Annotated in this window: 20 protein-coding genes; 16 read left to right on the forward strand and 4 right to left on the reverse strand. The window is 62.5% G+C overall.

Annotation, left to right across the window (positions count from 1 at the left end; translation table 11 throughout):
- Nucleotides 1-12 precede the first annotated feature (12 nt).
- From NKI52_RS13735 to nadE, 3 genes are read left to right on the forward strand one after another with little or no spacing between them, the layout of a single operon-like run.
- Nucleotides 13-276, forward strand: a complete 264-nt coding sequence (locus tag NKI52_RS13735) for an acyl carrier protein (RefSeq protein ID WP_352692202.1) — start codon at nucleotides 13-15, stop codon at nucleotides 274-276.
- Between the two features lie 22 nt (nucleotides 277-298).
- Nucleotides 299-1,846 carry a class I adenylate-forming enzyme family protein gene (locus tag NKI52_RS13740; protein WP_352698284.1) on the forward strand — a complete coding sequence of 516 codons (1,548 nt, stop codon included), beginning with the start codon at nucleotides 299-301 and terminating at the stop codon, nucleotides 1,844-1,846.
- Nucleotides 1,843-2,850, forward strand: a complete 1,008-nt coding sequence (gene nadE / locus NKI52_RS13745) for an NAD(+) synthase (RefSeq protein ID WP_352571381.1) — start codon at nucleotides 1,843-1,845, stop codon at nucleotides 2,848-2,850. Before NKI52_RS13740 ends, nadE begins: the two co-directional genes overlap by 4 nt.
- Before the next feature lie 276 nt (nucleotides 2,851-3,126).
- On the opposite strand, the gene NKI52_RS13750 is transcribed toward nadE, so the two are convergent.
- Together NKI52_RS13750 and NKI52_RS13755 are read right to left on the reverse strand one after the other, a co-directional pair.
- A complete protein-coding gene (locus NKI52_RS13750) occupies nucleotides 3,127-4,884 on the reverse strand; it encodes an adenylate/guanylate cyclase domain-containing protein (RefSeq protein ID WP_352571380.1) in 1,758 nt (585 codons plus the stop codon).
- Nucleotides 4,885-5,177: 293 nt separating this feature from the next.
- Nucleotides 5,178-6,293: a hypothetical protein gene (locus tag NKI52_RS13755; RefSeq protein WP_352592441.1), complete on the reverse strand. Its 1,116-nt coding sequence runs from the start codon at nucleotides 6,291-6,293 to the stop codon at nucleotides 5,178-5,180.
- 522 nt (nucleotides 6,294-6,815) lie between these two features.
- On the opposite strand from NKI52_RS13755, the gene NKI52_RS13760 reads away from it, so the two are divergent.
- The 13 genes from NKI52_RS13760 to NKI52_RS13820 all read left to right on the forward strand — a co-directional run bounded on the left by NKI52_RS13760 (nucleotide 6,816) and on the right by NKI52_RS13820 (nucleotide 20,793).
- Complete coding sequence (locus NKI52_RS13760; RefSeq protein WP_352692175.1) at nucleotides 6,816-7,943, forward strand: transporter substrate-binding protein; 1,128 nt, start codon at nucleotides 6,816-6,818, stop codon at nucleotides 7,941-7,943.
- Nucleotides 7,940-8,542, forward strand: coding sequence for an ANTAR domain-containing response regulator (locus NKI52_RS13765; protein WP_352455770.1), 603 nt, complete (start codon nucleotides 7,940-7,942; stop codon nucleotides 8,540-8,542). The genes NKI52_RS13760 and NKI52_RS13765 overlap by 4 nt, the downstream gene beginning before the upstream one ends.
- Before the next feature lie 19 nt (nucleotides 8,543-8,561).
- Nucleotides 8,562-9,428, forward strand: coding sequence for an ABC transporter permease (locus tag NKI52_RS13770; RefSeq protein ID WP_198023515.1), 867 nt, complete (start codon nucleotides 8,562-8,564; stop codon nucleotides 9,426-9,428).
- Entirely contained in the window at nucleotides 9,425-10,345 is a 921-nt protein-coding gene (locus NKI52_RS13775; protein WP_352592449.1) for an ABC transporter permease, read from the forward strand. The genes NKI52_RS13770 and NKI52_RS13775 overlap by 4 nt, the downstream gene beginning before the upstream one ends.
- A gap of 32 nt (nucleotides 10,346-10,377) precedes the next feature.
- Nucleotides 10,378-12,021, forward strand: coding sequence for an ABC transporter substrate-binding protein (locus NKI52_RS13780; RefSeq protein WP_352698285.1), 1,644 nt, complete (start codon nucleotides 10,378-10,380; stop codon nucleotides 12,019-12,021).
- Nucleotides 12,011-12,955: an acetamidase/formamidase family protein gene (locus NKI52_RS13785; RefSeq protein WP_352692173.1), complete on the forward strand. Its 945-nt coding sequence runs from the start codon at nucleotides 12,011-12,013 to the stop codon at nucleotides 12,953-12,955. Before NKI52_RS13780 ends, NKI52_RS13785 begins: the two co-directional genes overlap by 11 nt.
- Nucleotides 12,952-14,748 carry an ABC transporter ATP-binding protein gene (locus NKI52_RS13790; protein WP_352698287.1) on the forward strand — a complete coding sequence of 599 codons (1,797 nt, stop codon included), beginning with the start codon at nucleotides 12,952-12,954 and terminating at the stop codon, nucleotides 14,746-14,748. The genes NKI52_RS13785 and NKI52_RS13790 overlap by 4 nt, the downstream gene beginning before the upstream one ends.
- A 203-nt stretch (nucleotides 14,749-14,951) precedes the next feature.
- Nucleotides 14,952-15,836: a dihydrodipicolinate synthase family protein gene (locus tag NKI52_RS13795; RefSeq protein WP_352698289.1), complete on the forward strand. Its 885-nt coding sequence runs from the start codon at nucleotides 14,952-14,954 to the stop codon at nucleotides 15,834-15,836.
- A gap of 39 nt (nucleotides 15,837-15,875) precedes the next feature.
- Nucleotides 15,876-16,535: a GntR family transcriptional regulator gene (locus NKI52_RS13800; protein ID WP_352698291.1), complete on the forward strand. Its 660-nt coding sequence runs from the start codon at nucleotides 15,876-15,878 to the stop codon at nucleotides 16,533-16,535.
- A gap of 61 nt (nucleotides 16,536-16,596) precedes the next feature.
- On the forward strand, nucleotides 16,597-17,934 hold the full coding sequence (locus NKI52_RS13805) for an extracellular solute-binding protein (RefSeq protein ID WP_023674177.1): 1,338 nt from the start codon (nucleotides 16,597-16,599) through the stop codon (nucleotides 17,932-17,934).
- A gap of 35 nt (nucleotides 17,935-17,969) precedes the next feature.
- Nucleotides 17,970-18,872, forward strand: coding sequence for a carbohydrate ABC transporter permease (locus tag NKI52_RS13810; RefSeq protein ID WP_245274609.1), 903 nt, complete (start codon nucleotides 17,970-17,972; stop codon nucleotides 18,870-18,872).
- Nucleotides 18,873-19,694: a carbohydrate ABC transporter permease gene (locus tag NKI52_RS13815; protein ID WP_023674179.1), complete on the forward strand. Its 822-nt coding sequence runs from the start codon at nucleotides 18,873-18,875 to the stop codon at nucleotides 19,692-19,694.
- 40 nt (nucleotides 19,695-19,734) lie between these two features.
- A complete protein-coding gene (locus NKI52_RS13820) occupies nucleotides 19,735-20,793 on the forward strand; it encodes an ABC transporter ATP-binding protein (RefSeq protein WP_352698293.1) in 1,059 nt (352 codons plus the stop codon).
- Nucleotides 20,794-20,823: 30 nt separating this feature from the next.
- Here NKI52_RS13820 and NKI52_RS13825 read toward each other — a convergent pair whose 3' ends face one another.
- Nucleotides 20,824-21,897: a Gfo/Idh/MocA family protein gene (locus NKI52_RS13825; RefSeq protein WP_502897756.1), complete on the reverse strand. Its 1,074-nt coding sequence runs from the start codon at nucleotides 21,895-21,897 to the stop codon at nucleotides 20,824-20,826.
- 60 nt (nucleotides 21,898-21,957) lie between these two features.
- Nucleotides 21,958-22,614, reverse strand: coding sequence for a GntR family transcriptional regulator (locus NKI52_RS13830; RefSeq protein ID WP_352592469.1), 657 nt, complete (start codon nucleotides 22,612-22,614; stop codon nucleotides 21,958-21,960).
- Nucleotides 22,615-22,802: the final 188 nt, after the last annotated feature.

A 22,802-nucleotide genomic window follows, 5' to 3' on the forward strand; every position in this document is an offset into this window, starting at 1 on the left:
AGGGAATGAAAAATCATGATAGCAATCAAGGACAAGGTCAAAACCTTTATCGTCGACAACTTCCTGTTCGGGGACACGTCCTACGAGCTTGCAGACTCCGCATCACTGATCGAGAACGGCATCATCGACTCGACGGCCGTGTTGGAGCTCGTGGCATTCATAGAGGATGATTTCGGCATAGCGATGGTCGATGCCGACATCGTACCGGCCAATCTGGATTCGATTGACCGCATCTCAGCCTTCATCAAGGCAAAGGCAGAAGCGCTGGCAGCGTAGGCGCCATCGGCGAGGAGCGTCCGTGCGGATCGAACATTTTCTGACGGCGAAGGCCGCTGCCCATCCAGCCAAAACGGCATTGATCACCGAGCACAAAAGGCTGTGCTATGAAGAGCTGGACGATCTTTCGAGCCGTCTGGCCGCCGCCCTTTTCATGAATGGCGTCAGTCGCGACGACCGGGTCCTGATCTTCATGGACAATTGCTGGGAGGCTGCGGTTTCGATTTTCGCAGTTCTTAAAGCAGGCGCGACTTTCAGTCCGATCAATGCATCCACCAAGGCCGAAAAGCTGGCCTACATCATCGCCGATTGCGACGCAGCTGCGATCCTCACGCAAGCAAAACTGATGCCCGTGGTCGCCGAGGCGTGCGGATCGTCCGGCAGGACCGGCATCTTCGTGGCCTCCACCGTTGGTGCCGATAACCAATGCCCGGCAGGGGCCACATCCCTGGCGGATTGCTTGACGCTCCAAGCCAGGGAGATTGACCACCGCGGCATTGACGTGGATCTTGCTATGTTGATCTACACCTCGGGCTCGACCGGCCGGCCCAAGGGCGTGATGATGACGCACCGCAATTGCGACGCGGCGGCCGACTCCATCACCAACTACCTGCGCAACTCGCCCGACGACATCATCTTGAATGTTCTGCCCCTCGCTTTCGATTACGGCCTCTATCAATTGCTGATGACCGTCAGGCTCGGCGCCACGCTCGTGCTCGAGAAGTCCTTCGCTTTTCCCCAGGCGGTCTTTGAACGCATCCGCCAGGAAGGCGTCACCGGGCTTCCGCTCGTGCCCACGATGGCAGCGATGATCCTGCAGATGCGTGATCTGGCGCCGGGCTTCCTGCCCAGCCTTCGCTATATTTCCAACACGGCGGCTGCCTTGCCGCCGGCTCACATAGAACGCTTGCGGTTCCTTTTTCCCGGTGTCAGGCTCTATTCGATGTATGGCCTGACGGAATGCAAGCGCTGCACCTATCTGCCGCCCGAGGAGCTTGACCGCCGGCCGGGGTCGGTCGGAATAGCCATTCCGAACACCGAAGCCTTTATCGTCGACGACCACGGGCAACGAGTGCCGCCGGGCATAGCAGGTGAATTGGTCATTCGCGGGCCGCACGTCATGCAGGGTTATTGGCGAAACGAAGCTGCGACGGCACGAGCCTTGCGCCCGGGTCCGAACCCTTGGGAGAAGGTTCTCTACACCGGCGATCTGTTCAGGGCCGATGAGGAAGGCTTTCTTTATTTCGTCGGCCGCAAGGACGACATCATAAAGTCGCGGGGAGAGAAGGTGGCGCCCAAGGAATTGGAAGCCGTGCTTCATGCTCATCCGGGCATCGCGGAAGCGGTGGTTGTCGGTGTGCCGGATCCCGTGCTCGGGCATGCGATCGGCGCAGTTATCGTACGGTCCGACCCAGCGCTTAGCGAAAAGGATATCATACGCCACTGTGCACGCCACCTTGAGGACTTCATGGTCCCCAAGGTCATCGAGTTCCGCCGCGAGCTGCCGAAGACCGATACCGGCAAGGTCAGCCGTCGGCTTGCGGCAGAAACCATGGAGGCCGCGCAATGAATGTTCGCCCGACCGAGGATGCGCGGACCTTTCTGGCGCAGGCTCTGGCAATCGACCTGATCACCGAAACGGACCGTATCGTAACGGCCTTGCGCCAGCAGTTGCGCGGGCTTCGCAAGCGGGGCCTTGTGCTCGGTCTTTCGGGCGGGATCGATTCGAGCGTGTCGGTCGCGTTGGCGGCACGAGCCGTCGGCCCCAAGAATGTGCTTTGCCTGTTCATGCCGGAAAGCGATTCCGATCCTGAAAGTCTGCGGCTCGGCCGCCTCGTCGCCGAAACTTTCGGTGTCGAGGCTGTGACGGAGGATATCGGGCCGGCCTTGCGCGCGATGGGCTGCTACCAGCGCCGCGACGCCTTCATCCGCGAATTGGTCCCGGAATACGGCGAAGGCTGGGCCTCGAAGATCGTGATCGCGAACGCGCTCGAGGGCCAAGGCTATAATATCTCGTCGCTGGTGGTGCAGGATCCCGAAGGCAAGCAGACGAAACTGAGAATGCCGTTGCCTGTCTATCTCGGCGTCGTCGCCGCTACCAATATGAAGCAGCGCACCCGCAAGCAGATCGAATACTATCATGCTGATCGTCTGAACTTCGCCGTTCTTGGAACACCGAACCGGCTGGAATATGATCAGGGATTCTTCGTGAAGAACGGTGACGGCGCCGCGGACGTCAAGCCGATCGCCCACCTCTATAAAACGCAGGTCTATGCGCTGGCGGCCCATCTCGGTGTTCCGGAGGAAATCCTGAACCGGCCTCCGACCACCGATACCTACTCGCTGGCGCAGACCCAGGAGGAGTTCTACTTCTCGCTTCCTTATGACCGTATGGATCTTTGCCTTTACGCTCTCAACAACGGCGTGGCGGCTGAGGTAGTGGGGCAGGCCGCGGGGTTGGCCGCCACACAAGTGGAACGCGTCTGGGCCGATATCATCGCCAAACGCAAGGCGACGCGCTATCTGCACCAGCGTCCGCAACTCGTCGAGGAAGTCGAAGAACTCGGTACCTGACCTGCTTCGAGACCGGCCACGTCCCAAAAAGCGCCTTAGGGTCAAAACTCAATCAGCAGGCTGCCGCCAATGGCCGAGAGGGGCGGGAGGTTGCCGTTCGTCTCATCTGCCAGACGAGCACGTTGCGCCAGGAGCGGAAGCTTAGCAGGGGTCACGCCAGCGCCCAGTTAGCGCTACGAAGCAGACCTTCAGCCTGTGCCGGAAGCGGGGCCTGGCTTACCAAGCGGCATATCCAGGAAGCGCGTCCCCCTCCTCAGCTAGGCACCGTTTTCGGCTCTACGCTATACCTGCGCGACGAGCCCCTTCCTTAATCGCAGCGAGGGCCAGAGGATTGGTGACGGGATAGGTTCGGATGAAGTTCTCGACGGTGAACCTTGGAAACTCGACGGCAATCCGCCTGGCGATCGACTGCGCCTGCGCCGGCTCTTCGAGCAGCGCGTGACACAGGGCACGGAACATCAGAGTGACGGGAATATCCGGCGGACTTTGGCACAGCGACGACAGACTGTCGGCATAGCGACCGGCGACGAACCGCGCCCGGGCGAGCTGCGCGTAGTACCAACTCGGAGCCTGCGGATTGAGGCGAAGCGCCCGTTCGGCAAGAGCACAGCCTTCTTCCGGATTTCCACACACGAGAGCTCGGCTTGAGGCAAGCATCGACAGCACATCGGCGTCATTGGGTGCCAGGGCCAGCGCCCGGTCGTATTCCTCTGCGGCCCCGCTGATATCGCCGTCAATGGCGCGGAGAGCGCCCATGTAAAGGCGCGTCATCGGATCGGTAGGGTCGAGCGCCAGAGCCTTTTCCACGCATTTTCGCCAGCGCTCGACCGAAGCGGCTGAATCTGGCGTGAAGGCATTGAAGGCGTCGACCGCATGTGCCAATCCCAACGTCATCCAGGCCCGCGCGAAGCCGGGGTCGAGTTCCACGGCGCGGGACAGCATGCGTATAGCTTCTGCCCTCGCATCGGTCGTGAATCTGTCGTGCAGTTCCACCCCGAGTAGATAGCAGTCGTAAGCACCCAGGCTCGAGGGAGGCTTCCGCCGAGCCACCTCACGCCCGAGATTGGCGAGCTTGCCGAAAGTGCCTGCCAGGGCATTGATGACGTTCTGTGTGATGCTGTCCTGCATGAGAAAAAAATCATCGGTCGACTCGTCGAACCGCGCCGACCAAAGGTTGGCTCCGGTCCGGGTGTCGACCAGCTGCACCGCGACGCGGACACGCTGTCCGATCGCCTGGAGGGTCCCTTCCAGCAGGTAATCGGCGTTCAGTTCCCGTCCAACCGAGCGTGTGTCGCTCGCCCGTCCCCGATAGGACTGCATGGTCTGGCGCGAAATGACCGCAAGGTCGGGATAGCGCGCTAGGTCGCCGATCATGTCGGCCGACAGGCCGTCTGCCAGCCGCGTCCAGCCGTCGTCGGCGCTCAGGTTTTCGAACGGCAAAACCGCAATTACCGGCGGCTTACTGTCGTCGACGGAAGAAAGGCCTGGTTTGGCACCGACGATCTTGCCCGCAGTAGCGGGGTCGATCAAGACACGGTACACGCGAACCGGCTCGGCGATACTTTTCATTTTCTGCTCGCCGAGTGAGGCAAAGCCGATCGGCACCTTTCCCCTCACATGGTCGCAGGCCGTGGCGGAAATCGCGATTCCTCCAGGTTCCGCCAGCCCTTGCAGCCGATCGGCGATGTTCACCGCATCGCCGTGGATGTCGTCACCCTCAACGATAACATCGCCCAGATTGATGCCGATGCGGAAATCAAGCCGCCGTTCTGGCTGCGTGAGAACGTTCACCTCCGCCTTCTGTTGCTGGATTTCGACCGCGCAGCGTAGGGCGTCGACCACACTGTGGAACTCGACCAGCATCCCATCTCCCATGGTTTTCACCAGTCGACCATGGTGCGCAGCGATCCTTGGCTCGAATACTTCGTTCAGGTCGGTTCGGAAAAGCGCACGCGTACCCTCGTCGTCGATCTGGCTCAAGCGGCCATAGCCGACGACATCGGCAATCAGGACGGCTGCGAGATGACGTTCCATCCCCCAATCCTTCGCGGATTGTTACCCGCTTTCCAAGCTTACAGCAGGTCGCAGGTTGATGCCATTGCCGCCGCCCCTGAAAGACAGCTTTTCGGGTCTGTGTACCTGTTGCATGAGAGCCCGAATGTCGGACAAGGGTCAGATCGCGTCATGCGACGCTCCCAACTGGATGACGGCAAAGGGTCGAACTCGGTCGTTCAGAGTGATTGGGTTTTGACCCAAGCATTTCGCAGCCAAGTGGAACGCGGCTAAAACAAATAGATAGAGCGGGATTGAACTTGAACGCATCCGCCTCAGCTGAAGCGGCTACCGATCAGCCGGCTCCACTGCTCGCCCGCAAGCCCGTTCAGGAAGACTTGCGAGTTCTTCATCGCGTCCAGAAGCTCTGGATCACGTGAATGCACCACCGTTGAGGCAACGGTCAGGAAAGCAATGCGTCGTCCAAGCATCGCCTCCAGAAGTGCAGGTTGAATGCGTCCGCGCAGGCCGCTGACGCCGCGCGTGGCGGCGTGATCGATCAGGCAGTCAATCACCGGGCCCGCCTGGCCGGGGAGGGCGAAGATCTGCAGCACGCGACCAATTTCATACTTTCGTGCGTAATAGGCGAAAGCGCCGACATTGGTGCCGACTGGCGACGTCACACAAACGTAGACAAGCTCGCCCAGATCCGGTTTTTGTGCCGCATCGGTCAGGATGTGGTCGAGTTGGTCTTCCGTCCATTCCGGGCGCAGGGCGAATTGAGCGGTAAACGGTTCGATGAGCCTGGCAAATGCGTGGCTGTCGATTTCGGATGTACGAAATGCTCCGTGGCCTGCCCCGTCCACCGCCACACCCGACCAGCGTCGTTCGCTGGACGTCATCCTTCTGCAGTAAAATCGGTCGACTGTACGCGCCAGCGGATTGAGCATTCGCGCAAGCGCCATGCGATTGGCGGAAAGGCTGAGCATGAAGGCCGCGGGGCGCATCACGCGGACCCAGTCAAGGCTGTATTGCGGCAGGACCACGCCGCGCAGCCGGGTCCACAATTTCACGGAAATATCGTTGGCCGTCTCGCTGAAGGAGATGTCCTGCGGACCATCCAGGTAAGCTTTCAGCAAGCGGGCGCCGGCCAGCGGGTCGTGCTCATGGTCCTCGACCATGAGCGAGCTACAGATGGCCGCGCGTAGTTGTCGGCCGTTGAACGTCATCGGCAGGACGTGGACGCCGACAAATCCGGAGACGCGACCGGCGTCGTTGACATGGACAAGCGACCGGAGGTTGTCTGCGCAACCGGGCGCATCCAGATAAAACCGTTTCATGTATTCCACGAGAGAGGCCGGCGCTTCGGTCCTCTCCTTCAACAGCACGCGCTGAAACATGTTCGCAACTGCCGGGAGGTCGGCGCCTTGCAAGGCGCGAATGACGCTCAAGCCCGGCTCCCGCCACCAAAGTCCCATCCACCGAGCTTCCGGGCCAAGGCGACGCGAGGCACGAGAACATCGGGCGCGCGTTCCAACTCGACGCCCATGAAGCCGTGCAACCTCGGCCAGTTGCGATCGCCCCGGTGACCGAACGGAGTGCTGAATTGCTGCGGCAAGGTGGAACCCTTTGCTTGACCGACGAAAAACCGGCGTCATTGCTGCTAGCAGATTCAGGTAAACCGATATTAAAGTCGTTGCTTTGAATGGTAGCGAACCGGGTTTGTCCGGCCCCATACCTGGACATCAGCAATTTTGGTTCCTGGCGGACTCTACACGACCAGCGGCATGAGTTGCGTGCTCCGCGCCGAACCGTTTCGGCTGGCCAAAGTTTCGCGTGGCGGCTCTTGACTGGGAGCGCGGGCGTAATACGGTGAGGACAAATACCGGCTCTGACCGCCGGGCGGCAAGAATGCCTCGTATGCTCTCGCCTGGCGGCGGTGGCTGCGGGGCATTGTCATTTTGAGGCATTGCTTGAAACGGCATATCGAGATCGGCATTCTCTATTCGCGGTCCGGCAACTACCGGCTGGTGTCCGAATCCTGCCGTGCGGGTGCGATGAACGCCATCGCCGACGTCAACGCCGATCCCGCTATCCCATTCGAATTCATCCCGATCGAGCGCGACCCGCAGGGCAACATCGATCGCTATGCAAGCGGCTGCGCGGACATCCTCGCCAACAGCGGCGCGCGTCACATCGTTGGCTGCGTCACCTCGTGGAGCCGCAAGGAGGTCATTCCAATCCTGGAGAGGGCAGGCAGCACGCTGTGGTACGCCTGCCCGTACGAGGGCTTCGAAGCCAACGAGCATGTCGTCTACACACACGCCTGCCCCAATCAGCATCTCGTACCGCTGCTTGCCTATGTCGTGCCTCGTTTCGGCGCCGACGGCTTCCTGCTCGGTTCCAACTACATCTGGGGTTGGGAGACCAACCGCGTGGCGCGCGACCTGATTGCGGACGCTGGCGGCAAGGTGCTGGGCGAACGTTATCTGCCGCTCGGCGAGGTCGATGTTGCGCGGCTGATCGCGGAGATACAGGCGACGAGACCTGATTTCATTCTGAACAATCTCATCGGCCCTTCTTCTTATGCCTTCATCGCTGCCTATGCGGAGCTTGGCCGGCGCGACCCGCATTTCAGGCCGGAGCGTTGCCCGATCCTGTCCTGCAATCTCACGGAATGCGAATTGCCGGCACTCAACGGGGCAGGCGATGGCCACCTTTCCGTTGGGCCCTATTTTCACGACATCTCGGGGGCGGATCGCGGTGCGGCTCCAGTGCCGTCCGTCATGCCGGCCTCATCCTTCGAGGCGGCGGCTTATGCCTCGGTGCGCATGCTCGCCGAGATCCTCACCCGCAACCCCGGTGCACAATGGACGGACCTTCCCAAGTTCTTTACCGAAACATCATTTCGAACGCCACTGGGCGACATCGCCATCGACCCGCAAACCCAGCATGCTACCTTGCCGGTGCTAATCGGACGTATCGATGGAACATCGTTCAAAACGGTCACGCTGACGAAGGGCGTGGCACCCGATCCCTACCTTTCCCGCTATGACCGGACGGAGACGTTCGGGCGGCCACGCCTGCGGGTGGTGTCGTGAGCAAGATGGCGCGTATCCCGAACCTTGGAGGCGCCAGGGCTTTTGTCCTGCATCGTCCACATCCGACCGTGCAGGCGATCACAAGGCAATTGTCGGCCATCGGCCTTGAGGCGATTGGCTTCTGGCCGGAACTGCCGGCCGAAGCCTTGGCGGCGGACTTCGTCTTCTTCGACGTCGATCTCGGCTTTGACGAGCAATTTCCGTGGAAGCCGGGCGAGGCACCGATGCCGCTGATAGCACTGATCGGCTCCGAGGCGCCGGGGCGCGTCGAATGGGCATTGTCGCACAAGGCCGATGCGCAGTTGCTGAAACCGGTCGGCAATGCCGGCGTCTATAGCGCGCTTTTGATCGCAAGGCAGAGTTTCGAGGCGCGCAAGCTTCTGGCCAGCGAGATTGCCTCGCTTCGTCAGCGGGTCGCGGAGCGCCAGACCATCGTACGCGCGGTGGAGGTCTTGTCGAAGGGCGCCGAGGACGGCCGTGCCTATGCGCAGCTCCGCTCGCTGGCGATGAGCTGGCAAATCAGTGTCGAGGAAGCCGCGCGCAGGATCGTGGCGATGACACAAGAAGAAGGCGACGATGACCAATCCGATCGCGCCTGAGCTTTCGGCCGCCGGGCGTATGCCAGCCAAGCCTCGCGCCGGCGTCTGGCGACGTCTGCTAAAACGGCCTCTCGCTTTGCTCGGCCTCGGGATTATTGCCGTTGTCTTGGCCGGCGCCATTCTTGCACCGTGGCTGACAGGCTACGATCCAAACGAGCAGATGTTCGACGGGCTCACGCTTGAAGGCGCGCCACTGCCGCCGGGGGCCCAATTCTGGCTGGGCACCGACCTGCTTGGCCGCGACCTGCTGACCCGTCTCCTTTTCGGCGCGCGCACGTCGCTGATCATCGGCATCGTCGCCAATGGCGTGGCGCTTCTGATCGGCACGTTGGTCGGCATCACGGCCGGCTATTTCCGCGGCTGGATCGGCAGCGCGCTTATGCGTTTCACCGATTTGATGATGGCCTTCCCGGCGCTGCTGCTCGCCATCTGCCTGGCGGCGGTGCTCCAGCCGAGCCTATGGATCGTCGCCATGGTGATCGCATTGGTGAACTGGGTGCAGACCGCCCGCGTCATCTACACCGAGACAAGTTCGCTCTCCGAGCGCGAGTTCATCGATGCCGAGCGCACCATCGGCGCAAGCGCCCCGCGCATCCTGTTTCGTCATATCCTGCCGCACCTTTTGCCGACGATCATCGTCTGGGGCACGCTCGGCATCTCGACGACGGTGCTTCTTGAAGCGACGCTCAGCTATCTCGGCATCGGCGTGCAACCGCCGACTGCTTCCTGGGGCAACATCATCTTCGAAAACCAAACCTATTTTCAGGCAGCGCCCTGGCTGGTTTTCTTTCCGGGTGCGGCGATCCTGGCGCTGGCGCTAGCCTTTAACCTGGTCGGCGATGCGCTGCGCGACATCCTCGATCCGACGCAAAGGGGGCGGGCATGATCGCCTATCTCGGCCGCCGCGTTGTCCAGTCCGTGCTCATCTTGCTCGGCGTCTCCCTGATCACCTTTGCGTTGCTCTATCTGCTGCCCGCCGATCCCGTCCGCCAGATCGCCGGCCGCAGCGCCACGCCCGAGACGGTCGAAAACATCCGCCGGCAGCTCGGCCTCGATCAGCCCTTCGTCGTCCAGTATTGGCACTATCTGATCAGTCTGCTCAGCGGCGATCTGGGGCGCTCCTACATCCAGCGCTCGGAGGTCACGGAGCTTATCGTCTCGCGGCTGCCGGCAAGCCTGCTGCTGATGCTCGGCGCAATTGCCTGCGAAGTCGTGATCGGGCTGACGATGGGCCTCATCGCCGCCGTCAAGCGTGGCACCGCCACCGACCAGTCGCTGATGGTCGCCTCCTTCGTCGGCGTCTCGGCGCCGCAATTCGTCGTCGGCCTGCTGCTGCTTTATGTGTTCGCGGTGCGGCTCGGCTGGTTCCCGATCGGCGGTTACGGCACCTGGCGTCATCTGGTGCTGCCATCGCTGACCATGGGAATTCTCGGTGCCGGCTGGTACGCCCGCATGATGCGCTCGTCGATGATCGACGTGCTGCGCCAGGATTACGTGCGTACCGCGCGTGCCAAGGGTCTTACACGCAGCGCCATTATCTTCCGGCACGCGCTGCCCAACGCCATCCTGCCGGTCATCGCCATGATCGGCATCGACATCGGCATCTTCATGGGCGGCATCGTGGTTGTCGAAAGCGTGTTCGGCTGGCCAGGCATCGGCCAGCTAGCCTGGCAGGCCATTCAGCGCATCGATATTCCGATCATCATGGGGGTCACCCTGGTTTCGGCCTTTGCCATCGTGCTCGGCAATCTCCTGGCCGACACTGTCGCACCGTTCATCGATCCACGCATCAAGCTCAGATGAAAACCAAGAAAACCAGAGAAAGGGAACATGACATGAGAAAATATCTGATATCGACCGTGGCGGCATCGGCGCTTGCGCTGGTGCTTGGCATGACAAGCGTACGTGCCGAAGACGCCGTCGATCCGAATGCCAAGCAGGGCGGCGCGATCACCATCACCTACAAGGACGACGTCGCCACGCTCGATCCGGCCATCGGCTATGACTGGCAGAACTGGTCGATGATCAAGAGCCTGTTCGACGGGCTGATGGACTACGAGCCGGGCACCACCAACCTGCGGCCCGACCTTGCCGAGAGCTACGAGATTGCGCCCGACGGCAAGACCTTCACCTTCAAGCTGCGCCACGGCGTGAAGTTCCACAATGGCCGCGAGATGACCGCCGACGACGTGAAATATTCGCTCGACCGGGTCACCAATCCAAAGACACAGAGCCCGGGTGCCGGCTTCTTCGGCTCGATCAAAGGCTATGACAACGTCGCTGCCGGCAAGGCGGAAAGCCTGGCGGGCATAACCGTCGTCGATCCCTACACGATCAAGTTCGAGCTGACCCGGCCCGACGCCACCTTCCTGCATGTCATGGCGATCAACTTCTCGCATGTCGTGCCGAAGGAAGAAGTCGAAAAATACGGCGCGGACTTCGGCAAACATCCGGTCGGAACCGGCGCCTTCAAGCTCGCCGAATGGACGCTCGGCCAGCGCGTGGTCTTCGAGCGCAACCCGGATTACTGGCACAAGGGTCTGCCGCATCTCGACAAGATCACCTTTGAGATCGGCCAGGAGCCGATCGTGGCGCTGCTGCGGCTCCAGAAAGGCGAGATCGACGTTCCCGGCGACGGCATTCCGCCGGCGAAATTCCAGGAGGTGATGGCCGATCCCGAGCAGAAGGCCCGTGTCGTCGAGGGCGGCCAGTTGCACACCGGCTATATCACCATGAATACCACCATGGCGCCCTTCGACAACGTGAAGGTGCGGCAGGCGGTCAACATGGCGATCAACAAGGACCGCATCGTCCAGCTGATCAACAACCGTGCGGTGCCGGCCAATCAGCCGTTGCCGCCGTCGATGCCCGGCTATGACAAGGAATTCAAGGGCTATCCCTATGACGTGGCCAAGGCCAAGGCCTCGCTTGCCGAGGCCGGGCATCCCGACGGATTTGACACGCAGCTGTTTGCCATGAACACCGATCCCAACCCGCGCATCGCGCAGGCCATTCAGCAGGATCTGGCGGCGGTCGGCATCAAGGCCAGCATCCAGTCGCTCGCGCAGGCCAACGTCATCGCCGCCGGCGGCGACAAGGCCGGTGCGCCGATGATCTGGTCCGGCGGCATGGCCTGGATCGCCGACTTCCCCGATCCGTCGAACTTCTACGGCCCGATCCTCGGCTGCGCTGGTGCCGTCCCGGGCGGCTGGAACTGGTCGTGGTATTGCAACAAGGAGCTCGATGCCAAGGCGGCCGAAGCCGACTCCATCGTCGACCCGGCCAAGGCTGGCGAACGCGCCAAGATGTGGAGCGAGATCTACGGCAAGATCATGGAAGACGCGCCCTGGGCACCGGTCTTCAACGAGCAGCGTTTCACCATGAAATCAACCCGCATGGGTGGCGCCGACAACCTCTATGTCGACCCGGTCCACATCCCGATCAACTACGACAATGTGTATGTGACCGATGTGCAATAACTGCGACTACACCATCCACGGGCGCCACCATCATTTCGGCTGGGACAATTCCTTTGTCCCGACCGAACGGGTGGCGCCAGGGTCGACGATCGAGTTCCAGTGCCTGGACTCGTCCGGCGGGCAGCTGACGATGGAGAGCACCGTCGACGACGTTGCTTTGCTCGACTTTGCCAAGGTGAACCCGGTCACTGGGCCAATCTATGTCGAAGGGGCAGAGCCGGGCGATGCCCTGAAAATCACCATCGAGGCGTTCAAGCCGTCCGGCTTCGGCTGGACGGCGAATATCCCGGGATTCGGTCTGCTGGCGGATGACTTCACTCAACCGGCACTGAATATCTGGAAGTACGACGCCGCCTCGCTCGAACCGGCGCTGTTCGGCAAGAGCGGCCGGGTGCCGCTCAAGCCCTTCGCCGGCACCATCGGCAGTGCCCCGGCTGAGCCGGGTCTGCATTCGGTGGTCCCGCCGCGGCGCGTGGGCGGCAATCTGGACATCCGCGATCTCGCCGCCGGCACGGTTCTCTACCTGCCCGTGGAGGTCGCGGGAGCGTTGTTCTCGGTCGGCGACACGCACGCCGCGCAGGGTGACGGCGAGGTCTGCGGCACGGCGATCGAGAGCCCCATGAACGCCGTGCTGACGCTCGATCTGGTCAAGGATGCCCGGCTGCGGACGCCGCGTTTCACAACGCCCGGTCCGGTGTCGCGGCATCTCGACGCCAAGGGCTATGAGGTGACAACCGGTATCGGGCCGGATCTGATGCACGGCGCCAGGAGCGCCGTTTCCCAGATGATCGACCTGCTCTCCGGCCGCTACGGGATGGATCCGGTAGATGCCTATATGCTCGTCTCGGTTTGCGGTGACCTGCGCATCAGCGAGATCGTCGACATGCCCAACTGGGTGGTTTCGTTCTACTTCCCCCGCTGCGTCTTTGAATGAAGGTGGAGGACATCAAACGATCCGGGCAGGCCGCCGCGGAGAGTGGCTCTGTCAGACCGGTACTCAGCGTCTCAGGTCTGAGCGTCGCCGTGCGCGGCGAGGAGGGCGAGCGCGACGTCGTTTCCGACCTGACATTCGGCCTGATGCGCGGCGAAACGCTTTGCATCGCCGGCGAGTCCGGTTCCGGCAAGTCGATGATGGCGCTGGCCATCATGGGCTTGCTGCCGCAGCCGGCGGCACGCATCAGATCAGGCTCCATCCGACTCGGCGATCAGGATCTCGCGGCTCTCAGCGAGAGCCGCATGCGCCGCATCCGCGGCAACCGTATTGCCATGATCTTTCAGGAACCGATGACGTCGCTCAATCCGGTTCTGTCCGTCGGCCGTCAGCTCAAGGAGGCGATCGAGGCACACACCTCGATGTCGCGCTCCAACTCGCGGCTGAGGGCGCTCGAGGCGCTGAAGGCAGTCCGAATTCCGGATGCCGAACGGCGGCTCGAGCACTATCCGCTCGAACTCTCAGGCGGCATGCGCCAGCGCGTGATGATTGCCATGGCTCTGGCCCTGAACCCGGACGTGCTGATCGCCGATGAGCCGACGACCGCCCTCGATGTTACGGTTCAGGGCGAGGTGCTGGAGCTGCTGCGCGACCTGCAGCGCGAGCACGGCACCAGTGTTATCCTGATCACGCACGACATGGGCGTCGTCGCCGAGATGGCGGACCGCGTCATCATCATGCGCGACGGCCGGATGGTCGAGCAGGGCAGGGCGGCTGACATCTTCAATCGCCCGCAGGCCGACTATACACGCGAGCTTCTGGCCGCCGTGCCGCGTATCGGCGGTGGACGGACGGCCGAAGACCGACAAGATGCCGCCAACATGCCGGCCGAGCTTGTATCTGTCAGCGATCTTCACGTCCGCTTCGACCTGCACGGCGGCTTCTTCGGCCGCGTTGACCGCAGGGTGCACGCGGTCGAAGGCGTGAGTTTCTCGATCGCGCTGCACGAAACCCTGTCGCTGGTCGGCGAATCGGGCTGCGGCAAGTCGACGACGGCCAAGGCGATCGCCGGACTGGTGCCCTTCACCGGCAGCATTTCAATCGGCGGCCACGACCTGTCGGCGCTCAGCCGCAAGGAGCGCAAGGCTGTCCGCCGCAATGTGCAGATGATCTTTCAGGATCCCTTCGCGTCCCTCGACCCGCGCATGCGGGTAGGCGATCTCGTCGCCGAGCCTCTGCTGATCCACGGCCTCGGCGACAGAGAGCAACGGCATGCCCAGATCGCCGCTCTGTTCGAACGCGTCGGCCTCTCCGCTGACCAGATGGAGCGCTATCCCCACGAATTCTCCGGCGGGCAGCGCCAGCGAATCTGCATTGCACGGGCGCTGGCGCTGCGACCAAAGCTGATCATTGCCGACGAGAGCGTCTCTGCTCTCGACGTGTCGGTGCAGGCGCGCGTGTTAAGATTGCTGAAGGAGCTGCAGCGCGAATTCGGCGTCGCATATCTCTTCATCTCGCACGACATGGCGGTGGTCGAGAACATCTCCGATCGCGTGGCGGTAATGTATCTGGGGCAGATCGTCGAGATGGGCACCCGCGACCAGATCTTCTCCAACCCGCGCCATCCTTACACAAAGCGGCTGATCGAAGCCGTTCCGGTTCCCGATCCAAGCCGGCGCCGCGCCAGGTTCGTCCGTTTGGACAGCGAAATTCCAAGCGCTGTGCGGCGCATCGGTGACGAGCCTCGGAAACTCAAGCTCGAAGATGTTGGCGACGGTCACCTCGTCGCCACTTGATCGAGCTTAGGCTGCCTCGTCCAGCCAATCCCGCAGAGACTCGGGGACAGCTGCATATGTGATGTTCGAGCGGCGAAAATGATCGGCGATGGCGCTGCCGCGGCAGCGCCGTTCGGCGATGTCGAGTTGGCAAGATCACCCGTTTACATCTGACATGTTAGCGTGCTAACGCTACGTCCACATTGATTTCAACGGAGATCGCATTGGTTTCCCGCTTTGGTCTTTCGGTTGCCCTGACCACACCCTTCGACCCGTCGGGGCAGATAGCGCTCGCGCCGATGATCGCGCATGCCCGAGCCTGCCTTGGCGCCGGCTGCAGCAGCGCGACGCTGTTCGGCACCACCGGCGAAGGAGCCTCAGTCGGCACCGACGAGCGACGGATCGTCACCGAGGCCATGCTGGCGGCCGGTATTCCGCCACATCAGCTCGTCGCCGGAGTGCTGGTCGATGCAGCCGAAGATGCCGCCGATCAGGCCCGGCACGCTTTGCAGCGCGGCGTTCGCAACATTCTGCTCGCTCCGCCGAGCTACTTCAAGAATGTCGGCGAGGACGGGCTGTTCGGATGGTTTTCCGCCGTCTTCGCCGCACTCGGTCCGCTGGCGCGCGACGTGCTGCTCTATAACATCCCCTCAGTCACCATGGTGCCGCTCCCGCTTGGGCTGATCGGCCGGCTGCGCGCCGCTTTTCCCGCTGTGGTGGCCGGGGTGAAGGATTCCGGCGGGGACTGGAGCTACAGTGAGGCGATGCTTGAGGCGCACGGCGATCTGGTGATCCTCATCGGCGACGAACGGCATCTGGCGAGAAGCGTGCGCCGCGGCGGACAGGGCGCGATTTCCGGCATGGCTAATTTTGTTACCGGCGAAATCCGGGCAATGGTCGAAAACGGGGGCGACGACCCACGCGTCGAAGACTTCGTGCTCGAATTGCTCAAATACCCGGTCACGCCGGCGGTGAAGGTCATGGTCGCGCGCAAGACCGGCGACGAGCACTGGCTGGCGGTCCGCCCGCCCCTGGAGGCGATCGATCCGCAGGGACAGCGGCAGCTTGCCGCTGCCTACGACAGGCTGTTTGCGACAGAGGCGGCCTGACCGACAAGGCCGGGCTGACCGACAAGGAAGCGAGCTGAAGTGGAAGACGGCAGCGAACCGATCACTCTCCGGGAGAGAGCCTATGCCAGCTTCACGCGGCATTTGCTGGCCCGCGATCTGCGGCCGGGGCAGTTCGTGTCACAGCGCGAACTGGTCGCTTTCACCGGGCTGCCGCTGGGTGCCATTCGCGAGATCGTCCCGCGTCTCGAGGCCGAGGGACTGCTGACCACCATCCCGCAGCGCGGCATGCAGATCGCGCATATCGATATCAATCTGATCCGCGAGGCGTTTCAGTTTCGGTTGTTCATGGAACGCGAGGCAGTGGCGCTATTCACGACCAGTGCTTCTGATGCCGAACTTGCCCGCATGCGGCGCGAACATGAAGAGATGCTGGCTCAAGCTCTCGGGCAGGCGCCGACGCCGGAAATGGAAGCCAAGGCCCAGAACATCGACTGGGCGATGCACGACACCTTCATCAATGCGCTCGGCAACGAGATTATCGCCAAGGCCTATCTGGTCAACTCGGTGAAAATCCGGCTGATCCACCAGGAGCGTTTCCGCATCGACGGTCGTGTGGTGCCGGTGATGCGCGAACATTTGGCGGTCATCGAAGCCATGGAGAGCCGCAATCCGCAAAAAGCGGTTGAAGCGATCAGTCTGCATATCGACAATGCGCGCCGGCTGGCGCTCCAGATCTGAGGAAATATAGCCGCGCCGCGGTTCGCGGCGCATCCACAACGACAGCAACCGGGAGGAAGAAATGTCGTCCAATCTGTTCAACCCAACCAGGAGGCAACTCCTTGCCGGAACCGCGGCGCTAACCGCTGCCGGCCTTGTGGGGCTTCGCCCCGGCTTTGCCGCAGGCGTTGACTGGAAACGCTTTGCCGGGACGACGCTTGACGTCAATCTGGTGAAAAGCCCGCGCAGCGACACCATCCTGAAATATCTCGCCGAGTTCGAGGAACTGACCGGCATCAAGGTCAATGCCGAGGCAACGCCCGAGCAGCAGCAGCGCCAGAAGACGGTGATCGAGTTGAGCTCGGGCAAGCCGAGCTTCGACGTCGTGCATCTGAGCTACCACGTGCAGAAGCGCCAGTTCGAGAAGGGTGGCTGGCTGGCCGACATCGCCGGCTATCTCGCCGATCCGTCGCTCACCGACCCGGCGCTGGTCGAAAGCGACTTCGCCGAAGCCGGCATGCTGTTTGCCAAGGACGGCCAGGGCGTGCTGCGCTCGCTACCGTTCTCGGTGGACTACTGGATCCTGTATTGGAACAAGGAGCTGTTCGAGGCCAAGGGCCTCAAATACCCAGAGACCTTCGAGCAACTGGTGGCAGCCGCCGAAGCGCTGACCGACCCCTCGACCAATACATACGGCTTCGTCGCCCGCGGGCTCAAGAACGCAAACACGCCGGTGTGGACGTCGCTGATGCTCGGCTACGACATGACGCCGCTAGATGACAAGGGCAAGCTGCGCACCGAGGCTCCCGAGGCGATCGAGGCTGCCGCGCTCTATCAAAGATTGATGACCAAGTCCGCCCCTCCGGGCGTTACCGGGTTCAACTGGGCCGAAGCACAGTCGGCCTTCCTGCAGGGCAAGATCGGCATGTGGCTCGACGGCGTGGGTTTTGCCCCGCCGATGGAAAATCCGGAAAAATCGAGGGTAGTCGGCAAGGTCGGTTACGGCGTGATGCCCAAGGGTCCCAAGGCGCATGCCTCGGGCACCTTCGGCGACGGGATTGGCGTTACCGCCGCCAGCGAGAAGAAGGAGGCTGCCTATCTGTTCTGCCAGTGGGCGGTATCGCCAACCATGGGTGCACGGCTGTTGCAGGCCGGCGCCGGCGTTCCGTTCCGCAAATCCGTGCTGGAGGATCCCAAGGTGCGCGAAGGCGTCACCATGCCGGCAAGCTGGCTTGATGCCGTGGTCGGCTCGGGCAATATCAGTCGGCTGGCACTGCCGGTCATCATCCCGGTCACGGAATTCCGCGACATCTATGGCGTGGCGCTGACCAACATGATTGCCGGCGCCGATCCCGCCGCGGAGCTGAAGAAGGCCACCGAACAGTTCCAGCCGGTTCTCGACAGGAGCGAGCAGGGCTGATGTCGGCCACCACCCCAGAACAGACCGGGGTGACGATGCCGGTTATCGACGGGAGCCAGACGATCCGGCTGGCTCCCAACTACTGGCCTTTCGTTGTCCCCGCACTCGTCGTCGTCGGCGCCGTCATCGTTTTCCCCTGGGCTTTCACCCTGTGGATGAGCGTCAATCGCTGGACGCTCGGCCAGTCGCGGAGCTTTGCCGGGATGGAAAACTATCTCCGCCTGGCCAGCGACCCACGTTTCTGGGAATCCCTTGTTCATACGTTGACCTACACCTTCCTCTCGGTTGCAGCGCCGATGCTGCTGGGCACTCTGGCCGCCCTGATCTTCGATGCCAGGTTTCCGCTGCGCGGCTTGCTGCGCGGCGTCTTCGTCATGCCGATGATGGCGACGCCCGTTGCCGTGGCACTCGTCTGGACTATGATGTTCCATCCTCAGCTTGGCGTGCTCAACTACCTGCTGTCGCTGGTCGGCATCCCGGCTCAGGAATGGATATTCAACGCCAACACGGTCATCCCGTCGCTGGTTGCGGTCGAGACCTGGCAGTGGACGCCGCTGGTCATGCTGATCGTGCTTGGCGGGCTGGCCTCGGTGCCGCGCGAGCCCTTCGAAAGCGCCGAGATCGACGGCGCCAATGCCTGGCAGCAATTCCGCTATCTCACTCTGCCGATGATCGCGCCATTCCTGATGATTGCCGTCATCATCCGCACCATCGATGCTTTGAAGAGCTTCGACATTATCTACGCGATGACCCAGGGCGGGCCGGGAACGGCGTCGGAGACCATCAACATCTATCTCTACAACACCGCCTTCTCCTACTACGATATCGGCTACGGCTCGGCCATGGCCGTGGTGTTCTTCATTGTCATCGTGGCCCTGTCCTTCGTCCTGCTGATGCTGCGCCAACGCTCGCAGTGGATCGATACGGAGGGCAAATAGATGAGTTCACGGCTGCTCAACCAGATCGGGCTGTTTTTCGCTGCCCTGGTTTTCGTCTCGCCGGCGATCCTGTTCTTCCTCTGGATGATCTCGTTGTCGCTGAAATTCGAAATCGATAACGGTGCTTATCCGCCGATCCTGATCCCCGAACGTTTCGCCTGGTCGAACTATGTGAAAGTGTTCGAGGAGAACAATTTCCTGCTCTATCTCTGGAATTCGGTTCTGGTGACCGGCACGGCGACCTTGCTGGCGCTGCTGATCGGCGTACCGGCCGGCTATGGCATCGCACGGCTCAAGGCTGAACGATCGGCGGTCGTCATTATGATCGCCCGCATGACGCCTGGGCTATCCTATCTCATCCCGCTGTTTCTGCTGTTCCAATGGATCGGGATACTCGGCACGCTGTGGCCGCAGATCATCATCCATCTGGTGGTGACGGTGCCGATCGTGGTGTGGGTGATGATCGGCTATTTCGAGACCACGCCGATGGAACTGGAAGAGGCGGCCAACATCGACGGCGCCAGCTCCTGGCAGGTTTTCCGGCTGGTTGCCCTGCCCATCGCCAAGCCGGGCATCGTCGTCGCGTTCATCCTGTCCGTGATCTTCTCGTGGAACAATTTCGTCTTCGGCGTGGTGCTCGCCAGCCGTGAGACGCGCACACTGCCGGTCGCCGTCTACAACATGCTGTCCTACGAGCAGGTCAGCTGGGGGCCGCTCGCCGCGGCGGCGCTGGTGGTGACGTTGCCGGTGCTGATCCTGACCATGTTCGCGCAGAGGCAGATCGTCGCGGGGCTGACCGCCGGCGCCGTCAAGGGCGGCTGAGGGCGCGCCCTGACATCACTCTTTTTCCAGGAAAGATCCAATGGCATCGGTAACGATCAACAACGTGCAGAAGGCCTTCGGGGCCACCAAGATCATTCACGACGTCAGCGTCGATATCGCCGATGGCGAGTTCGTCATCCTGGTCGGCCCGTCGGGATGCGGAAAATCGACGCTGCTGCGCATGATCGCAGGCCTTGAGACGATCTCCGGCGGGAAGATCGCCATCGGCGAGCGTATGGTCAACAATCTGCGGGCACGGGACAGGAACATCGCCATGGTGTTCCAGAATTATGCGCTCTATCCGCATATGACTGTGGCCGACAATATGGGCTTTGCCCTCAAGATCAAGAAAGCCGACCCGACCGATACCGCTGGCCGGGTCAGGAAGGCAGCCGGCATCCTCGGCCTGGAAAAGCTGCTTGACCGCTATCCGCGCCAGCTTTCGGGCGGCCAGCGCCAGCGCGTTGCCATGGGTCGCGCGATCGTACGCGACCCGCAGGTCTTCCTATTCGACGAGCCGCTCTCCAACCTCGATGCCAAATTGCGCGTCCAGATGCGCGGCGAGATCAAGGCCCTGCACCAGCGGCTGGGTACCACGACGATCTATGTCACGCACGACCAGATCGAGGCCATGACGATGGCCGACAAGATCGTCGTGCTGCATGACGGCCTGGTCGAGCAGATCGGCGCGCCGCTGGACCTCTACGACCATCCGGCCAACCTCTTCGTTGCCGGTTTCATCGGCTCGCCCGCCATGAACTTCATCGCTGGCCGCATCGAGGAGGGCGTGTTCCGCAGCGCCGGCGGGTTGATCCTGCCGTTGCCGGAAGGCGCCCAGCCGGCGGATGCCGCGGGACGCGAACTCGTCTACGGCATTCGACCGGAACATATCCGGGCAACCGGGCAGGGCGTGCCGGGCACGATCACGCTTCTCGAGGCGACCGGCTCGGAAATCTTCACCAGGGTCGACTGCTCCGGTGAAGAAATCTCCTGCCTGTTCCGAGAAAGGCTTGCGCTCAAGCAAGGCGAAGGAGTGCGGATCGAAATCGACCGCGCCTGTGCGCATCTGTTCGACGCAGCAACCGGTCGGCGCATCTGACTCGGTGGTCCGCTGAATGCGTGGTCGGCCTTAGGTCGGCAAGGCGAATTCACCGGCGAGTTCGATGGCGCGGCCTTCGCGGGCCGATCTCTGGGCGGCGAGACCCATGACGACGGCCCACCAGCCGTCTTGCAAGGTCACTTCAACCTTGCTCTGTCCGCGCACCGCAGCGGTGAAGCGGGCGTGCTCGAAATAGGTCGAACCGTTATGGTCGCCTGCCTCGAGCAGCCGGGGGTCGACGGGAATCTCCAGCAGTCGTGGTCCAGGCGGATTGCGCGGACTAACGATCAACTGGGGCACTGGCGCAGGGTCAAGGTGGGTCGGCCAGAAACGGCCTGGTCCGGGCACCAGACACTCGATCTTTCCGTCGCCGCCGACAGCGCAGAGTTCCTCCTGGTAGCGGCTGCCCTCAGCAAACATACAGAGTTCCAGCATGGCGCGCGCGCCGCTCGCGAAATCAACCAGCACATAGCCATGGTCAAGGATATCCGGCCTCTCACCGCCATAGCGTTCGTCGAGATGGTTTACGGCCTGTCCAGCGCTCGCCATCACGCGGACGGGGTCGGATCCGAGGATCAGCCGCATCAGGTCGAAGAAGTGGCAGCACTTCTCGACGAACGTGCCGCCGGTGTTGCGGTTGAAGCGGTTCCAGTCGCCGACCTTGGCCAGAAATGGGAAGCGGTGCTCGCGGATCGTCAGCATGCGGATGCCGCCGGTGGCGTGGCCCGCCTGCTCGACGAATACGGCGACGGGGGGCATATAGCGATATTCCATGGCCACCCAGACGAGCGGAAGCCGAGCTTTCAACGCCGCGATCCGCCCCTCGTCGGCGCCCTCGGTGAAGAGCGGCTTTTCCACCAGTACCGGCAGTGGTCGAAGTGCGGCGATCTGTTCCATCTGACCGAGGTGCTGGTGGTTGGGGCTGGCAATCAAGACGCAGTCCACCTCGTCCATGGCCAGCAGTTCGGCGATCGATGCCGCCGATCGCGCGCCCGACGCCGTCGCCAGCGACGCCGCCAACATGCCGGGGTCCGGCTCGACGATCGCGGCCACATGCGCGTCGGGCAACAGAGCGATATTGCGGATATGCTCGCGGCCCATCATGCCGCAGCCGATGATGCCGTAGCCGATCGATGATCTGGTCACGCTGCGTCTTCCTCCGGCCTATCTGAAACGCGTGACGTACCGCGCCGCGCCCGGATCGAACCAACTGCGGGAATATTCCGCGCTGGCGCCGTCGCCAGCCCAGGCGATACGTTCTATGAACCCCACGACCGTCCCCGGCGGTGGCCTGAATTCGAGCGGGGCCCAGTCCGGCGCGGGTGCGACGGCAACATGGTCTTCGGCGCGAACGATCGAAAAGCCGAGCGCGAGCCGGTAGTGGAGATAGAGGGATTCCGACAAATCCTCGCGCTTGAGCCGCTCGGCGCGGCTGACGTCCAGCCAGATCTCCTCGACCGCGGCCGGCTCGCCGTCGAGCCGCCGCAGCCGGCGTATACGGTGGGCTTCGCCGGCACTGCCGAATTGCGGCATGTCGGCGGGCTTGCGCAGTCGCTCGACGGACAGCACGTCGGCGCTCGGCAGGCCGCCGCCGCCGATACGCTCCAGGCGAAAGAAAGCATAGACCCCGAGCAAGTCGCCGCGCGCCCGCACATAGTTACCCGAGCCCTGGATGCGGTCGAGAAGGCCCTTTTCGGTCAAATCTGCCAGCGCCCTCCTGAGCGTCCCGACGGCAATCCCAAGGCTCGCGGCCATCTCGCGCTCGGGCGGCAGCCGCGCCCCGTCGGCCAGCCGTCCGGCCGCGATTTCGCGGATCAGCATTTCGCTGGTCTGCAAGTGCACAGGCAAGGGCCCACGCATCTGGCTGGATCGGTGGCCGGGGTCAGCCCTTGTCAAATGCATCCCGCGTTCCAATCGCATCCCGGTTTCGGGGTTTGGCTCAAATTGATACAGTATTGATCTACACCAAAACGAATGCTACGCAAGCCCTATTCGCAGCTCCGGACCTC

Origin of the sequence: Mesorhizobium sp. M0590 (assembly GCF_040320905.1) — a bacterium.
Taxonomy (GTDB): domain Bacteria; phylum Pseudomonadota; class Alphaproteobacteria; order Rhizobiales; family Rhizobiaceae; genus Mesorhizobium.

Excerpts from the sequence above, each read along its gene's own strand:
- NKI52_RS13775 (WP_352592449.1), top strand. The coding sequence starts at position 9,425 with ATGATCGCCTATCTCGGCCGCCGCGTTGTCCAGTCCGTGCTCATCTTG.
- NKI52_RS13785 (WP_352692173.1), top strand. The coding sequence starts at position 12,011 with ATGTGCAATAACTGCGACTACACCATCCACGGGCGCCACCATCATTTC.
- NKI52_RS13750 (WP_352571380.1), bottom strand. The coding sequence starts at position 4,884 with ATGGAACGTCATCTCGCAGCCGTCCTGATTGCCGATGTCGTCGGCTAT.
- NKI52_RS13770 (WP_198023515.1), top strand. The coding sequence starts at position 8,562 with ATGCCAGCCAAGCCTCGCGCCGGCGTCTGGCGACGTCTGCTAAAACGG.
- NKI52_RS13820 (WP_352698293.1), top strand. The coding sequence starts at position 19,735 with ATGGCATCGGTAACGATCAACAACGTGCAGAAGGCCTTCGGGGCCACC.
- NKI52_RS13805 (WP_023674177.1), top strand. The coding sequence starts at position 16,597 with ATGTCGTCCAATCTGTTCAACCCAACCAGGAGGCAACTCCTTGCCGGA.
- NKI52_RS13790 (WP_352698287.1), top strand. The coding sequence starts at position 12,952 with ATGAAGGTGGAGGACATCAAACGATCCGGGCAGGCCGCCGCGGAGAGT.
- NKI52_RS13830 (WP_352592469.1), bottom strand. The coding sequence starts at position 22,614 with ATGCTGATCCGCGAAATCGCGGCCGGACGGCTGGCCGACGGGGCGCGG.
- NKI52_RS13810 (WP_245274609.1), top strand. The coding sequence starts at position 17,970 with ATGCCGGTTATCGACGGGAGCCAGACGATCCGGCTGGCTCCCAACTAC.
- NKI52_RS13825 (WP_502897756.1), bottom strand. The coding sequence starts at position 21,897 with ATGATGGGCCGCGAGCATATCCGCAATATCGCTCTGTTGCCCGACGCG.
- NKI52_RS13815 (WP_023674179.1), top strand. The coding sequence starts at position 18,873 with ATGAGTTCACGGCTGCTCAACCAGATCGGGCTGTTTTTCGCTGCCCTG.
- NKI52_RS13780 (WP_352698285.1), top strand. The coding sequence starts at position 10,378 with ATGAGAAAATATCTGATATCGACCGTGGCGGCATCGGCGCTTGCGCTG.
- nadE (WP_352571381.1), top strand. The coding sequence starts at position 1,843 with ATGAATGTTCGCCCGACCGAGGATGCGCGGACCTTTCTGGCGCAGGCT.